The organism is Rhodoferax sp., assembly GCF_028714215.1.
Lineage (GTDB): Bacteria > Pseudomonadota > Gammaproteobacteria > Burkholderiales > Burkholderiaceae_C > Rhodoferax.
In genome coordinates this window covers 38,363-53,883 of the sequence record NZ_JAQTMS010000019.1, presented here as the reverse complement: position 1 = coordinate 53,883, position 15,521 = coordinate 38,363, and the positions used below count along the sequence as shown (strand labels likewise).

The following is a 15,521-nucleotide window of genomic DNA, read 5'->3' as shown; positions in this document are numbered from 1 at the left end:
TTTGCGGGCAAGTTGATTCTTGCCCATCAAGCAGAAGATGCAAGTACGAACTGGATTTTAGACCCAACCTTTGGAATTAATCATGTCAGTTACCATGCGCGAAATGCTGGAAGCCGGTGTCCATTTCGGTCACCAAACCCGCTTCTGGAACCCCAAGATGGCGCCGTTCATTTTCGGCCATCGCAACAAGATCCACATCATCAACCTGGAAAAATCGCTGCCGATGTTCCAGGAGGCAGCCAAGTTTGTGCGCCAAATTGCCGCCAAGCGCGGCACTGTGCTGATGGTGGGCACCAAGCGTCAGGCGCGTGAAACCGTGGCCGAGGAAGCCCGGCGAGCGGGAGTCCCTTATGTCGACCAGCGTTGGCTGGGTGGCATGCTGACCAACTTCAAGACCGTCAAGACTTCGATCAAGCGCCTCAAGGACATGAAGATTCAGCATGAAGCCGGTCTGGACAGTCTGAGTAAAAAAGAACAGTTGATGTTTGCCCGTGAGCTCGCCAAGCTGGAGCGGGACATTGGTGGAATTCAGGATATGTCGGTTCTGCCAGATGCAATCTTTGTCATTGATGTGGGTTTCCACAAAATTGCGATTGCCGAAGCCAAGAAGCTCGGTATTCCGCTGATTGCGGTGGTTGACACCAACCATTCGCCCGAAGGCATTGATTACGTTATTCCTGGCAACGATGATTCGTCCAAGGCGGTGGTCCTGTATGCACGCGGTATCGCCGATGCGATCATTGAAGGCCGCACCAATATGGTCGACGATGTCGTCAAGGCGATTGCGGCCGAGAGTGCCGACGAATTCGTTGAAGTGGACGACGCTTCCGCCTGAGTTGTCGACAACCCCAGGAGAGGGGGCTTCTGTGCCCCTTTTTTTTAGTCAAAAATTTTATTTACTGAACTGAGTACGGAGAATCAAGATGGCTGCAATTACCGCGAGCATGGTTGCTGAACTGCGTGGCAAGACCGACGCGCCCATGATGGAATGCAAACGCGCGCTGACCGAGGCGCAAGGCGACATGGCCAAGGCAGAAGAGTTGCTGCGGGTCAAACTCGGCACCAAGGCCGGCAAGGCGGCTGGGCGCATTACCGCGGAAGGCGTGGTCACCTGCTGCATCGCTGCCGATGTCGGTGCCCTGCTCGAGGTCAACTGTGAAACCGACTTCGTCACCAAAAATGACAGTTTCCTGGCCCTCGCCAACGCGGCCGTGCAACTGATTGCAAAGAACAACCCGCCCGACGTGGCTGCTCTGGGACTGCTGCCCTACACCCAGGACGGCTTTGGTCCGACGCTGGAAGACGTGCGCAAGGGTTTGATTGGCAAGATCGGTGAAAACATGAGTTTCCGCCGCTTCAAGCGTTTCGCTGCGGGTAACAAGCTCGCCTCTTATCTGCATGGCACGCGTATCGGGGTTGTGGTTGAGTTTGAAGGCAATGAGGTGGCAGCCAAGGATGTGGCCATGCACGTGGCGGCAATGAAGCCGGTGGCTTTGTCCAGCGCCGATGTGCCGGCCGAACTGGTAGCCCGGGAGCGCTCGGTGGCGGCCGCCAAGGCGGCGGAGGACGCGGCGGTTGCCACTGCCGCCGGCAAACCGGTTCAGTCGGCCGAGATTGTCGCCAAGCGTATCGAAGGTGGCGTGCAAAAATACCTGAAGGAAGTGTCGCTGTTCAACCAGTCATTCGTGAAGAACGACAAGCAGACCGTCGAGCAGATGCTCAAGGCGACCGGGACCACGGTGAAGAGCTTTACCTTGTATGTGGTGGGCGAAGGCATCGAGAAGAGGACCGACGATTTCGCCGCTGAAGTTGCCGCCCAGGTGGCCGCCGCCAAGCAGTCAAGCTGAGCCACGGGAAGCTGCCGATAACCGGTTCCCGCCCCCTTGCTTCAAACCTGGATCGCGACGATAGCGCAGAGTTTGGATTCACCCAGATCACAATAATCGCCATATCAAGGAGTACATCATGTCCGTCACCCAACCAGCCTACAAGCGTATTCTGCTCAAGCTGTCAGGTGAGGCCTTGATGGGGGATGATCAGTTTGGCATCAACCGGGATACCATTGTCCGCATGGTGGAGGAGGTGGCCGAGGTCACCCGCCTGGGTGTCGAAGTGGCGGTGGTGATTGGCGGCGGTAATATTTTCCGCGGGGTGGCGGGTGGTTCGGTCGGCATGGACCGGGCCACCGCTGATTACATGGGCATGTTGGCCACCGTCATGAACGCGCTGGCGCTGGGCGATACCATGAACAAGGCGGGCCTGACGGCGCGCGTCATGTCGGCGATTGCCATCGAACAGGTGGTCGAACCCTATGTCAGACCGAAAGCCCTGCAATACCTGGAAGAAGGCAAGGTCGTCATTTTTGCGGCCGGCACCGGCAACCCTTTTTTCACAACCGATACCGCGGCGGCTTTGCGCGGCGCTGAAATAGGCGCGGAAATCGTGTTGAAGGCAACCAAGGTTGATGGCGTTTACACGGCCGATCCGAAAAGAAATTCACACGCCACCCGCTACAGCAAAATCTCGTTCGACGAGGCGATGGCGCAAAATTTGGGCATCATGGATGCCACCGCATTTGCCTTGTGCCGTGATCAAAAGTTGCCGGTCAAAGTGTTTTCCATTTTCAAGCATGGCGCTCTCAAACGGGTCGTGATGGGTGAAGATGAAGGCACACTGGTGTACGCCTGACTGTGTCAAAATTACGCTGCGCAGAGTGCACTTTGCGAGCAGTCGTGTAAGGAGAAAATCGTGCCGATTACCGAGATAAGACAGGCGATCGAAGTCAAGATGGACCAATCCATCAGTGCTTTCAAGAATAACCTGAGCAAGATTCGCACCGGACGGGCCAATCCGGCGTTGCTCGATTCAGTCCACATCGAGTATTACGGTGCCATGCTGCCGATCAGCCAGGTGGCCAACGTGTCGTTGCTGGATGCCCGTACCATCAGTGTTCAGCCGTGGGAAAAGGGCATGGGTCCCAAGATTGAAAAAGCGATTCGTGACAGCGATCTGGGACTGAACCCTTCGTCCATGGGCGATTTGATACGTGTCCCGATGCCTGCCATGTCGGAAGAGCGCCGCAAGGAACTCACCAAAGTCGTCCGGCACGAGGGCGAAACTGCCAAGATCGCTGTCCGCAATCTGCGGCGTGACGCCAACGAAGCCGTCAAGAAAGCGGTTAAGGAGAAGACCGCTTCTGAAGACGACCAAAAGCGCTCCGAAGCGGAAATCCAGAAGGTGACGGACCGGCATATTGTTGCCATCGACCAGCTTGTTGTGGCCAAAGAGCACGACATCATGGCGGTCTAGGTTGTCGCCTGCAGGCTTTTCATTTCTCCGATTACGGTTCAAGCCCGATCGGCAGGTACTGAGTTGTTCCCATTGCATGCCATGACCCCGGTACCTCACCACATTGCGATCGTCATGGACGGCAACGGGCGCTGGGCGTCCAGGCGCTGTCTGCCGCGTGTGGCCGGTCACAAGCAAGGGGTTGTTTCACTGCGCCGCTGCGTCAAGGCCTGCGCGCAACGGGGTGTCGGGGTGCTGACCGTATTCGCCTTTTCTTCAGAAAACTGGAATCGACCGGCTGAAGAGGTGTCGGGACTGATGACCCTCTTCACCATGGCGCTTGCCAGGGAGGTTCCCAAACTCAAGGCGGACGGTGTTCAGTTGCACTTCATTGGGGAACGTGCCGGTTTATCGGCCAAGGTGGTGGCTGGCATCGAACAGGCGGAATTGGCGACAGCGGCCAATTCACGCATGATTTTCAATATCTGTTTCAATTACGGGGGCCGCTGGGACATTGTGCAAGCGGCGGCGAAGTTGGCTGCCCAAGGTGAACCGATCAATGAAACGTCGTTGAGCAGCGCCATGGCGATGGCGCATGTGGCTGATCCCGATCTGGTCATTCGTACCGGCGGGGAGCAGCGCATCAGTAATTTCCTGCTCTGGCAGTCGGCCTACTCGGAGTTCTATTTCAGCGACAAGTTGTGGCCCGAGTTTGATGAAGCGGAGCTTGATTTGGCCATTCAGTCGTTTGCTCAACGTGAAAGACGGTTTGGCAAAACTTCGGATCAACTTGTTGCAAAAACCTTGCCGCCCGCCAGGGCTTAAGGAAATTCGATGCTGAAACAGCGCGTCATCACGGCTCTTGTGCTGTTGCTCATCCTGCTGCCGGCAATGTTTTACGGCTCCCCGCTACCGTTTTGCGGGCTTGCCTTGGTGTTGATTGCCGCGGCTGCATGGGAGTGGGCTCGTCTCAATGGCTATGGCCGGAGCGCGTCGCTGCTGTGCGGTCTTGCCAGTGCCCTGGTTTGCTTGGCCACCTGGTTGCTCGGCGCGCTGGAGCAGAGTTTGACTTGGTTATGGATCTTGGCCGGCGCCATCTGGGTACTGGCCGGAGCATGGGTGTTGCGTCGCGGTGTTTCGATGTGGTCAGGTCAGCCACGGACACTGCGTCTGCTGACGGGTCTGGTGGCGCTATGGTTGGCTTGGCTGGCGGTGGCTCAGGCGCGGGTAATTGGTATCAATTTTCTGCTTTCCATCCTGCTGCTGGTGTGGGTGGCGGACATCTTCGCCTATTTCGCGGGGCGCACTTTCGGAGGGCGTTTCAGTCGCCGCAAGCTGGCACCAGGCATCAGCCCCGGCAAAAGCTGGGAAGGCGTCTGGGGCGGCATGCTGGGCGTCGTCGCACTGGCGTTGGCCTGGCGCTGGATTGATGCCGCCTGGGGCGTTGCGGTTCCCAGTTTGTACAGTCATCTCGGCCGCCGTGGCGCGCTCTGGTTGTTGCTGGCGGTGGTGTTCCTGGCGGCGATGAGTGTGGTGGGCGATTTGGTCGAGTCGCTGGTCAAGCGCAGTGCCGGCGTGAAAGACAGCAGCGGGCTGCTGCCGGGTCATGGTGGCGTGCTGGACCGGGTTGACGCCTTGTTGCCCACGCTGCCATTGGCGATGTTGCTTTATTCTGTGTGAAGGTATCGATGACTGATATTGCAGAGGCGTCGAAACAACGTATCGCCATACTGGGATCCACCGGGTCCATCGGCGTCAGCACCCTGGATGTGATTGCGCGGCATCCGCAGCGGTTCGAAGTGTTTGCCCTGAGCGCTGCAACGCAAATCGATTTGATGTTGCAGCAGTGTGTTCGGTTCAAGCCGGTGTTTGCCGTCATGGCCAGCGAACCGCATGGCCGCGCGCTGGAGCAGAAGTGCCGCGAGCTCAACTTGACGACCCGGGTTCTGTGGGGGGCAGCAGCAATCAGCATGATCGCGGCGCACGAACTGGTCGATGCCGTGATGGCCGCGATCGTTGGCGCGGCCGGACTCGCGTCGTGTCTGGGCGCGGCACGGGCCGGCAAGCGCTTGCTGCTGGCCAACAAGGAAGCCCTGGTGGTAGGTGGCGACTACTTCATGCAAGCGGTGACCCAAGGTGGGGCCAAACTGCTACCGATTGACAGCGAGCATTCAGCCGTGTTTCAGTCCCTGCCGGACGATGCCGCTGTCTGGTCGAAGCAGATCGACAAAATCATTCTGACGGCTTCCGGGGGGCCGTTTCGACAGCGCGAAGTGTCTACCTTGCGCGATGTGACGCCGCAGCAGGCCTGTGCTCACCCCAACTGGGTGATGGGACGCAAAATTTCCGTTGATTCGGCCACCATGATGAACAAGGCGCTGGAAGTCATCGAGGCCCACTTTCTGTTTGGCGTCAGTCCGGATCAAATAGAAGTTGTGATTCACCCGCAGAGCGTCATCCATTCGATGGTGCAGTACAAGGACAACTCGGTGGTGGCGCAACTCGGTACGCCCGACATGAAAGTTCCCATTGCCTATGGGCTGGCGTGGCCGGACCGCATCGCGTCCGGTGCCAGCGCGCTCGATTTCAGGGCCATGCAGGACATGACTTTCGAGTCGCTCGACTCACTGGGACACGAGCAACGCTTTCCCGGTTTGAAACTGGCGTGGTCGGTACTGAAAGCCCCTTCCGGTACGACTGCGGTATTGAACGCTGCCAATGAAGTGGCGGTTGCCGCTTTTCTGGACGGGCGCATTCGTTTCGATCAAATTCATGTCGTGAATCTGGAAACGCTGGCCGCCGTCAGCGTGGCCAGTCCGCGCTCCTTGGATGATCTGTTGGCTCTGGATCTGCAGACACGCCAGGCCGCCCAGAGCGTGCTTGGCCGCGTTGGTGCCAGATAAGGCTGCGCTGAAGCGATCATGCTGACCCTAGCCGCTTTTTTGCTCGCCCTCGGACTGTTGATCGCGGTCCACGAATTTGGCCACTACCGAATGGCCGTGGCCTGCGGCGTCAAGGTGTTGCGTTTCTCCATCGGCTTCGGAAGACCCCTGATCCGCTGGCAGCCCAAGGGCTCGTCAACCGAGTTTGTCGTCGGCGCTTTCCCTCTCGGCGGGTACGTGAAAATGCTGGACCAGCGCGAAGCCCCGGTTGCCGACGCGGAGCGGCACCTGGCGTTCAACTTCCAGCCCCTGCGTTCGCGCGTGGCCATTGTGGCGGCTGGCCCATTGGCCAACCTGTTGCTGGCCGCCCTGTTGTACACACTGGTGAATTGGAGCGGGGTACAACAACCGGCCGCCGTCTTGGCCAGTCCCGAGGCCGGATCCGTCGCGGCACGCGCCGGATTGATCGGCGGCGAGAGGGTTGCACGCGGTGGGTTTGTCGGCGCCGAACCGCGGGACCTTCAATCGTTTGAAGAGCTTCGCTGGTTGCTGACCCGCGGCGCCCTCGAAAAACAGGATGTGCGCTTGCTGCTGACGCCGACAGGCTCCCGCAGTGATGAGGTTTTGCTGAGATTGAGCGAACTCGATGCCAGTGAGGCAAATCTTGAGTTGTTCCACAAGATCGGCGTTGTGGGGCCTTTTACCCGGCCGGTGATCGGCCCTGTCATGGCCGGCGCCGCAGCCGACCGAGCCGGGCTGCGGGAGGGTGATCTGGTACGGCAAGTGGGCTCGACTCCGGTGCTCGACGGACAGCAACTGCGGCAGGTGATCCGGGCTTCGGTCGCTCCGGGAGGGGCTGCTTCGGCGGTCTGGAAAATCAGTCGTGGCACAACCGAGCTGGAACTGACTGTCAAGCCGGATCAGCAGCAGGAGGGTGGGGTTTTGATCGGCAGAATTGGTGCTTATGTCGGCGCCATGCCGGAGCTGGTGCTGGTCCGGTATGGCGTTGCGGACGGTTTGTGGCAGGGCTTGGTGCGCAGTTGGGACGTGTCGCTATTGACGCTCAGAATGATGGGGAAAATGCTGGTCGGAGAGGCTTCCCTGAAGAACCTCAGCGGTCCCTTGACAATCGCAGACTATGCCGGCAAGTCGGCCGGCATGGGGTTGACGCAGTACCTTTTGTTTCTGGCCCTGATCAGCGTCAGTCTGGGAGTTTTGAATCTGCTGCCGCTGCCGGTTTTGGATGGTGGTCACCTGATGTATTATCTTTGGGAGGGGATTACCGGCAAGCCGGTCTCTGACGCTTGGATGGAGCGCTTGCAGCAGGGTGGTGTTGCGGTTCTGTTGGTCATGATGTCGATCGCTATTTTCAACGATATCAACCGTCTGTTTGGCTAGATTTCTGGTGTTGCTGGGGCAACGCCGGTTTGACTTTTTTATATCAAAATGCAATTCAATCGCTTTCATTTGCGCACTGTATCCGCTGTCGCTTGCCTGGCCTTCGTGGCCGGTACGGCGTGGGCCGTCAACCCCTTCACAGTGCGCGATATCCGTATCGAAGGCTTGCAAAGAGTGGAGCCGGGAACGGTTTTTGTGTCGCTGCCGGTCCGGGTCGGAGATGTCTATAACGACGAAAAAGGTTCTTCGGCAATCCGCGCGCTTTTTGATCTGGGTTTGTTCAAGGACGTTCGAATTGAAGTCAGTGGCGACGTGCTGGTGATTGTGGTTGAGGAGCGTCCCACCATTGCCGATGTTGATTTCGTCGGCGCCAAGGAGTTTGACAAAGACGTCCTCAAAAAAGCCTTGAAGGATGTGGGTTTGGCTGACGGCAGGCCTTTTGACAAGGCCCAGCTCGACCGTGCCGAGCAGGAACTCAAGCGCCAGTACATCAATCGCAGCCTTTACGCGGCGGAAGTGGTGACGACCGTGACGCCGATTGAGCGCAATCGGGTCAACCTGACCTTTACCGTGGTTGAGGGCGAGCCGGCAAAGATCAGCGAGATAAGAATTGTTGGCAACCAGGTGTTTAGCGAGTCGACGTTGCGCGGCCTGTTTGATCTTGACACCGGTGGTTGGTTGAGTTGGTACACCAAGTCGGATCGCTATTCGCGAGCCAAGCTCAATGCCGACATCGAAACCCTGCGCTCGTATTATTTGACGCGGGGCTATCTGGAATTCAAGGTCGATTCGACTCAGGTCGCCATCTTGCCCAACAAGACGGACATTGCCATCACCATCAACGTCACCGAGGGCGAGCGTTTTATTGTCAGTGGCGTCAAACTGGAGGGCAATTTTCTTGGCAAGGAGGACGAATTCAAATCGCTCGTGACGATCCGGCCAGGGCAGGCCTATAACGCCGATGAAGTGGCCAAGACGACCAAAGCCTTCACTGAATATTTTGGCAATTTCGGATTTGCTTTTGCGCGTGTCGAGGCACGCCCCGACGTGGATCGGACGAATAACCGGGTGGCGCTGATTCTGCAGGCCGATCCTTCGCGTCGGGCCTACGTCAGAAAAGTCAATGTGGTTGGCAACAGACGCACGCGTGACCTGGTCGTGCGCCGGGAGTTCCGGCAATTTGAGGCGTCGTGGTACGACGGCGAAAAGATCAAGTTGTCGCGTGATCGTGTGGATCGTCTTGGCTATTTCAAGGATGTCGGTATCGAGACCCAGGAAGTACCTGGTTCGCCGGACCAGGTTGACCTCACCATCACGGTCTCTGAAAAACCCACCGGCAGTCTGAGTCTGGGTGCCGGTTTTTCAAGCGCCGACGGGTTTGGCATCTCTTTTGGTTTCAAGGAGGACAACGCTTTTGGCTCGGGCAACTCCTTGGGCGTGCAGGTCAACACCAGCAAGATCAATCGGGTCATCGTATTCAACACTATCGATCCCTACTTCACGCAGGATGGCGTGTCCCGCAGCATTGACCTTTACCACCGGAACAGCAGTCCGTATCAGGACCAAAATTATTATCAACTGGTAGCCACCGGCGGCAGTCTGCGCTTTGGCGTGCCGTTCACCGAGATCGATACGGTTTATTTTGGTGCCGGCATCGAAAAGACGACGATCGTACCGGGCACTGCCTTGCCAACCTCCTACATGGCGTATGCCAACCAGTATGGCTATTCCAGCATGGCCACCCCATTTACCGCCGGCTGGTCGCGCGACAGCCGTGACAGCGCTCTTTCACCCAATTCCGGCCGCTTTCAACGTGCCTATGCGGAGTGGTCGATGGCCGGTGAAGCCCGCTACCTGCGGACCACTTACCAATATCAGCAATTCATTCCCCTCAACAAGCAATTCACGGTTGCCTTCAATGGCGAAGCCGGCTGGGGCATGGCGCCGGGGGATCGTTCATATCCGGTGTTCAAGAAATTTTTCGGTGGTGGACTGGGTTCCGTGCGCGGTTTTGAACAGGGTACCCTGGGGCCACAAGACGCCAGTGGCGTTGCCCTGGGCGGCTCCAGCAAGTTGAATTTGAACGCCGAATTGTTGTCGCCGTTTCCCGGGTCGGGCAATGACAGGACTTTGAGGATGTACGCTTTTGCCGATATTGGTGGTATTGCCGGTCCGGACGGTGTCAATCAAAACGCCAACAGCCTGCGCTCTTCGGTGGGGGTGGGTGTCAGCTGGATTTCTCCTGTCGGGCCCTTGCGTCTGGCCTTTGCCAAGCCGATAAAGAAGTTTGATGGCGATAAAATACAAAACATGCAATTTCAGATTGGGACAAATTTCTAATGAACCATTTTCTACATCGTTGCGGTGCTGCTGTTTTGCTGGGCGGCTTACTGGTCTGTGCAACGGTTCAGGCGCAAGAGTTCCGCATTGGGTTTGTCAGCACCGATCGCATTTTCAAGGAGGCCAATACCGCCAAGGCGGCACAGGCCAAGCTGGAGCAGGAATTCTCCAAACGCGAGAAAGATATCGTCGAGTTGGGCGCCACGTTGAAGTCAATGGCCGACAAGTTCGAGCGCGAGGCACCGACCTTGTCCAAGGAGCAGCAGGCCAGCCGCCAGAAGCAGTTGCTGGACCAGGATCGCGAGTTTCAGCGCAAGCGCCGTGAATTTCAGGAAGACCTCAATTCCAGAAAAAACGAGGAATTGCAGCAGGTTCTGGAACGCGCCAACAAGGTTGTGAAACAGGTCGCCGAAACCGAAAAATATGATTTGGTTCTGCAAGAGGCGGTCTATGTCAATCCCAAGCACGACATTACCGACAAAGTCATCAAGTCGCTGAATGCGGGTGGCACCAAGTAAAGCCCCCAAGGCATGTGAAGCGTGGGCTTAAGTCTAGGTTCGATTGTCGAGGCGCTGGGTGGTGAACTGCACGGTGACCCCGGCCTCAATATTGAAGGGCTGGCCCCGCTTGAGGCGGCAACTTCTGAACACTTAAGCTTTCTTAGCAACGTCAAGTACCTGAGCCAGTTGGCCGCATCGAAAGCAGCTTGTGTCATTGTTGGTCCGGAAATGCGCGACCTTGCGCTGGTGCGCGGTGCCTGCATCGTGTCGGACCAGCCTTATCTGTATTTTGCCCGGGTCACGCAGCTTTGGAAGAGAAGCAATGCGCAGACGCTGCCGCCACTGAGGCACCCCAGCGCCGTGATTGACCCGCAGGCCTTTGTTCATCCACGTGCTCGCATTGGAGCCTTCTGTGTGATCGAACGCGGAGCCCGCATCGGAGCCGACACCGAGCTCAAATCACGGGTCACCGTGGCACAGGACTGCGTCATTGGCGAGCGCTGCCTGTTGCATCCCGGGGTTGTCATCGGTGCCGACGGTTTTGGTTTTGCACCGAACGCCGGGGCTTGGGAAAAAATCGAACAATTGGGCGCTGTGCGGATTGGCGACGATGTTGAAATTGGCGCCAATACCTGTATCGACCGAGGCGCCTTGCAAGACACCGTCATCGAGGATGGCGTGAAACTCGACAACCTGATCCAGATCGGCCACAACGTACGGGTCGGCAAGCATTCAGCCATGGCCGGTTGTGTCGGCGTGGCGGGTAGCGCCACCATTGGCGCGCATTGCACCATTGGCGGCGGGGCGGTTGTGCTGGGGCATCTGGTGCTGGCCGACGGCGTCAATATCTCAGCCGCGACGGTGGTCACCCGCTCGATTCGCAAACCAGGCCATTACACCGGCTTCTTCCCGATTGACGACAATGCTGCCTGGGAAAGAAATGCCGCCTCACTGAAACAGTTGCATGGCTTGCGGGACCGCATTCGGGCCTTGGAAGACAAACTGAAAGCATGAAACCCCGCAGGACAGTCCGATACCCGGCCCTGTCCTCAACTCACCAGAACAGACATGATGGACATTCACAAAATTTTGAAGCAACTGCCACACCGTTACCCGTTTCTGCTGGTCGATCGGGTGCTGGAAATCGACAAGGGCAAAAGCATCAAGGCGTTGAAAAATGTCACCATCAACGAACCTTTTTTTGAAGGCCATTTTCCAAACCGCCCGGTGATGCCGGGTGTGCTGATGCTGGAAGCCTTGGCCCAGGCATCGGCCCTGCTGTCGTTTGACGCGCTCAATGCGTCGCCGGACGAGCAGATGATCTATTATTTTGCGGGCATGGAAGGCGTGCGTTTCAGGCGCCCGGTGGAGCCTGGCGATCAACTCATTCTGGAGGCCGAACTGGTGCGCATGAAAGCCGGTATTTTCAAGTTCAAGACGCGCGCCCTGGTTGGCGACGAGGTTGCCGTGGAAGCTGAGTTGACCTGCGCCATGCGCGCCGTCAAGTAAGGAGCAGCAATTGACAGCGATTCATGCCACGGCCATCGTCGATCCTGGCGCCGAACTCGACGACTCGGTCCGCGTTGGTCCGTACACACTGATTGGCCCCCACGTCAAGATCGGAGCCGGCACGGTCATTGGCCCGCATTGTGTGCTGGAAGGGCATACCACGATCGGGCGCGACAACCGTATTTTCCAGTTCAACTCCCTGGGGGCGATTCCGCAGGACAAAAAGTACGCTGGTGAACCCTGCGAACTGGTCATTGGCGACCGCAACACCGTGCGCGAGTTTTGTACCTTCAACATTGGCTCGGCGGGGGATATGGGGGTCACCCGGGTGGGTGACGACAACTGGATCATGGCCTACACCCACGTCGCGCACGATTGCCAGATTGATAGCCATACAACGCTGTCCAACAATACCACCCTGGGCGGCCATGTGCACTTGGGGCCGTGGGTGACAGTGGGCGGACTCACTGGCATTCACCAGTTTGTGAGAGTGGGGGCGCACGCCATGCTCGGTTTTGCCAGTGCCGTGTCGCAGGACATTCCCCCCTTCATGCTGGTCGATGGCAATCCGCTGGCCGTGCGGGGGATCAACATTGAAGGCTTGCGGCGGCGCAATTTTTCGGCCGCCCGCATCGGTGCCGTGAAGCAGATGCATCGCTTGCTGTACCGCCAGGGGCAGACGCTGGCGCAAGCCCGTTCGGCCATCGCTGCCTTGGCGGCAACGGAGCCCGATGCCGCTGACGACATCAGGTTGATGGGCGAATTCCTGGCCCATGCGCCGCGTGGCATCGCGCGCTAGGTTCCCATGACGGGTCGGTTAGGCTACCGTGACTGCGGGTTCAACCCTGGTGGCCCCGGACTGGGTTGGCAATCGCTAAATGCCGGGCCAGGACCTGAACCGGGGCTCGGATGACAGACCCGGTCACACCACCTCTTGACGTAGCTTTGGTGGCCGGCGAGACCTCGGGCGATTTACTGGCTGGCTTATTGCTGGACGGTCTGCGCGAGCGCTGGCCCGGCCTGACCGCGGTGGGTATCGGCGGCCCGCAGATGTCACGTCGCGGTTTTCAGGCCTGGTGGCCGCACGACAAATTGTCGGTGCATGGCTATGGCTGGGAAGTGCTGCGCCGCTACCGGGAGATTGTCGCCATTCGGGACCAACTCAAGGCCCGGTTGTTGCAGCGGCATCCGGACTTGTTCATTGGTGTGGACGCACCTGATTTCAATTTGGACCTGGAAGCCAATTTGAAGGCGCAAGGCATCAAGACGGTGCACTTTGTGTCGCCCTCGGTGTGGGCCTGGCGCCCCGAACGGATCGAGAAAATCCGTCGCAGTGCGGACCATGTTCTGTGTATCTTTCCGTTTGAGCCCGCCTTGCTGGCCAAGCACGGGATTGCGGCCACCTATGTCGGTCATCCCCTGGCCAACGTGATTCCCCTGGTGCCAGACCGTTCGGCGGCGCGGGCCGCCCTTGGGCTGACCGATCAGGACTGTGTGCTGGCCATCCTTCCGGGTAGCCGCAAGTCCGAAATAAGTCATCTGGCGTCCAGGTTCTTCGAGGCGGCAGCGTTGGTGCAGAAGGCCCGGCCGACCACCAAGTTATTGGTGCCCGCGGTGGCCACCCTGAAAGCCGAGATCGAACAGGCTGCCCGCAGTTGTCGTGATCTGCATAACCTGCAAATCGTGGAAGGGCGATCCCACACCGTCCTGGCCGCTTGTGACGTCACCCTCATTGCCAGCGGCACCGCCACCCTGGAAGCGGCCTTGTTCAAGCGGCCCATGGTGATTGCCTACCATATGAGTTGGCTGTCGTGGCAGATCATGCGGCGCAAACAATTGCAGCCCTGGGTCGGCCTGCCCAACATTCTTTGCGGCGACTTTGTGGTGCCCGAATTGTTGCAGGCCGCCGCCACGCCGCGGGCGCTGGCAGATGCGGTACTGGCATGGCTTGATGCCAGCGACGCGGCAGCGGAGAAAATAGCCAGCTTGCAACAAAAATTCACCGCGCTGCATGTCGAGTTGCAGCGCGATACCCCTCGAATAGCCGCGCATGCGATCCAGCAAATACTCCAAGGCTGAACAAGCCGCACTGAATTGGGACATTCCCGGTGGTCTGATCGCCGGGGTCGACGAGGCCGGCCGCGGTCCCCTGGCGGGGCCTGTGGTGGCGGCGGCCGTGATTCTGGATGAGCTTCATCCGATCAAGGGTCTGGCGGACTCCAAGACACTGACCGCCTTGCGGCGGGAAAGACTGTTTGATGAAATACGTGCCAAAGCCTTGTGCTGCTCAATTTCCCAGGCCACTGTCGAGGAAATAGAGCAACTCAATATTCTGCAAGCCACCTTGCTGGCCATGCGCCGGGCGGTTGAAGGCTTGCGGCTGCTGCCCAAGTTGGTGCTGGTCGATGGCAACCGTCTACCGCTGCTGGCGGTGCGGGCCGAGGCCATCGTCAAGGGGGACGCACTGGTGCCGGCCATTTCAGCCGCCTCCATTCTGGCCAAGGTGTACCGTGATCGCTGGTGTGCCGAGTACGACCAACAGTTCCCGCAATATGGTTTTGCCAGGCATAAAGGCTATGGCACTGTCGAGCATCTGGCGGCCTTGCGCGAGCATGGGGCTTGTCCACAGCATCGCAAAACCTTCCGCCCCGTCAGCGAGCTCGTGCGCGAGGTTTTGCCATGAGCAGCCGGCAGGCGCAGCACATCAGCTCGCGCGACAACGCATTTCTGAAAGACCTGCGTCGTTTGTCTCGTGACAGCACCGCCTACCGCAAAGTAGGCAAGTTTTGGGTCGAGGGCGAGCACCTGTGCCGCGCCGCGCTGGCGCGCAGCGTGCAACCTGCGTTGGCGGTTTTTTCCGAGACATTTTGGCCGCTGGCGCCGATCGAATGGGTCCAGTCAGCGATAAAAAACGTGGTGATTCCGGACGCCCTGTTTTTCGATATTGGCGTTTTGGAGTCGCCCGCCAGCATGGGTTTTGTCTTTGATCTGCCACCGGTTGTCGCTTTGCGGCCGGACCTGGCCAGTGTCGTCCTTGACCGGGTGCAGGATGCCGGCAATGTCGGCTCCATTTTGCGCAGTGCCTCGGCTTTTGGTTTCGGGCAGATCCTTGCGCTCAAGGGCACGGCCGCGTTGTGGAGTCCCAAAGTGCTGCGCGCCGGCATGGGTGCGCACTGGGGTTTGCAACTGCTGGAAGGTCTTGCGCTACCCGATCTTGCCGCCCTGACGCTGCCGATCGTCGTCACCAGTTCGCACCGCGGTTGCCTGCTGCACCAAGCCTTGAACAAGGGAGCGCTGCCGATGCCCTGTGTCTGGGCGCTGGGGCATGAAGGGCAGGGCGTCAGTGCCGAACTCGAGGCCTTGGCTGGCCTGCACGTGCGCATCGCCCAGCCGGGCGGCGAAGAGTCGCTCAACGTCGCCGCCGCGGCGGCCATTTGCCTGCACGCCAGTGCCACCACAGCGCTGAAATGACGCTCCCTCGGCTATAATGAGGCGCTTCACCGCACCCCGTACGCCCGGAGCCCCCTCAAGCCAATTCCCTCATCAAAGCAAGCCAAGAGTGGTCTCTTGAGCGCGTTTGGGCGTACCCGAAAACCCATCCGGA

At 58.7% G+C, this 15,521-nt stretch carries 16 protein-coding genes; all 16 read left to right on the top strand.

Annotation, left to right across the window (positions count from 1 at the left end; translation table 11 throughout):
• The first annotated feature begins 82 nt into the window (after positions 1-82).
• The gene (rpsB, locus tag PHS32_RS10710) at positions 83-835 is read left to right on the top strand and encodes a 30S ribosomal protein S2 (RefSeq protein WP_301078939.1); all 753 of its coding nucleotides are present in this window, start codon (positions 83-85) and stop codon (positions 833-835) included.
• A gap of 88 nt (positions 836-923) precedes the next feature.
• On the top strand, positions 924-1,847 hold the full coding sequence (gene tsf, locus PHS32_RS10705) for a translation elongation factor Ts (RefSeq protein ID WP_301078938.1): 924 nt from the start codon (positions 924-926) through the stop codon (positions 1,845-1,847).
• 118 nt (positions 1,848-1,965) lie between these two features.
• Complete coding sequence (pyrH, locus tag PHS32_RS10700) at positions 1,966-2,688, top strand: UMP kinase (RefSeq protein WP_301078937.1); 723 nt, start codon at positions 1,966-1,968, stop codon at positions 2,686-2,688.
• Between the two features lie 60 nt (positions 2,689-2,748).
• Entirely contained in the window at positions 2,749-3,309 is a 561-nt protein-coding gene (frr, locus tag PHS32_RS10695; RefSeq protein ID WP_301078935.1) for a ribosome recycling factor, read from the top strand.
• An 81-nt stretch (positions 3,310-3,390) separates the two neighbouring features.
• Complete coding sequence (uppS, locus tag PHS32_RS10690) at positions 3,391-4,113, top strand: polyprenyl diphosphate synthase (RefSeq protein WP_301078934.1); 723 nt, start codon at positions 3,391-3,393, stop codon at positions 4,111-4,113.
• Between the two features lie 9 nt (positions 4,114-4,122).
• Complete coding sequence (locus PHS32_RS10685) at positions 4,123-4,968, top strand: phosphatidate cytidylyltransferase (RefSeq protein WP_301078933.1); 846 nt, start codon at positions 4,123-4,125, stop codon at positions 4,966-4,968.
• An 8-nt stretch (positions 4,969-4,976) separates the two neighbouring features.
• Positions 4,977-6,191 (top strand): 1-deoxy-D-xylulose-5-phosphate reductoisomerase, encoded by a 1,215-nt coding sequence (ispC, locus tag PHS32_RS10680; RefSeq protein WP_301078932.1) that lies wholly within the window; start codon positions 4,977-4,979, stop codon positions 6,189-6,191.
• Between the two features lie 15 nt (positions 6,192-6,206).
• Positions 6,207-7,568, top strand: a complete 1,362-nt coding sequence (gene rseP / locus PHS32_RS10675) for an RIP metalloprotease RseP (protein ID WP_301078962.1) — start codon at positions 6,207-6,209, stop codon at positions 7,566-7,568.
• 42 nt (positions 7,569-7,610) lie between these two features.
• Positions 7,611-9,908: an outer membrane protein assembly factor BamA gene (gene bamA, locus PHS32_RS10670; protein WP_301078961.1), complete on the top strand. Its 2,298-nt coding sequence runs from the start codon at positions 7,611-7,613 to the stop codon at positions 9,906-9,908.
• Positions 9,908-10,426 (top strand): OmpH family outer membrane protein, encoded by a 519-nt coding sequence (locus tag PHS32_RS10665; protein ID WP_301078931.1) that lies wholly within the window; start codon positions 9,908-9,910, stop codon positions 10,424-10,426. Before bamA ends, PHS32_RS10665 begins: the two co-directional genes overlap by 1 nt.
• A 21-nt stretch (positions 10,427-10,447) precedes the next feature.
• Positions 10,448-11,422 (top strand): UDP-3-O-(3-hydroxymyristoyl)glucosamine N-acyltransferase, encoded by a 975-nt coding sequence (gene lpxD / locus PHS32_RS10660; RefSeq protein WP_301078930.1) that lies wholly within the window; start codon positions 10,448-10,450, stop codon positions 11,420-11,422.
• Between the two features lie 54 nt (positions 11,423-11,476).
• On the top strand, positions 11,477-11,917 hold the full coding sequence (gene fabZ / locus PHS32_RS10655; protein ID WP_301078929.1) for a 3-hydroxyacyl-ACP dehydratase FabZ: 441 nt from the start codon (positions 11,477-11,479) through the stop codon (positions 11,915-11,917).
• A 10-nt stretch (positions 11,918-11,927) separates the two neighbouring features.
• On the top strand, positions 11,928-12,716 hold the full coding sequence (gene lpxA, locus PHS32_RS10650; RefSeq protein ID WP_301078928.1) for an acyl-ACP--UDP-N-acetylglucosamine O-acyltransferase: 789 nt from the start codon (positions 11,928-11,930) through the stop codon (positions 12,714-12,716).
• 110 nt (positions 12,717-12,826) lie between these two features.
• Positions 12,827-13,996, top strand: a complete 1,170-nt coding sequence (gene lpxB, locus PHS32_RS10645; RefSeq protein ID WP_301078927.1) for a lipid-A-disaccharide synthase — start codon at positions 12,827-12,829, stop codon at positions 13,994-13,996.
• Entirely contained in the window at positions 13,968-14,600 is a 633-nt protein-coding gene (gene rnhB, locus PHS32_RS10640) for a ribonuclease HII (protein ID WP_301078926.1), read from the top strand. The genes lpxB and rnhB overlap by 29 nt, the downstream gene beginning before the upstream one ends.
• Positions 14,597-15,388, top strand: a complete 792-nt coding sequence (locus PHS32_RS10635) for an RNA methyltransferase (protein WP_301078925.1) — start codon at positions 14,597-14,599, stop codon at positions 15,386-15,388. The genes rnhB and PHS32_RS10635 overlap by 4 nt, the downstream gene beginning before the upstream one ends.
• The last annotated feature ends 133 nt before the right edge of the window (positions 15,389-15,521 follow it).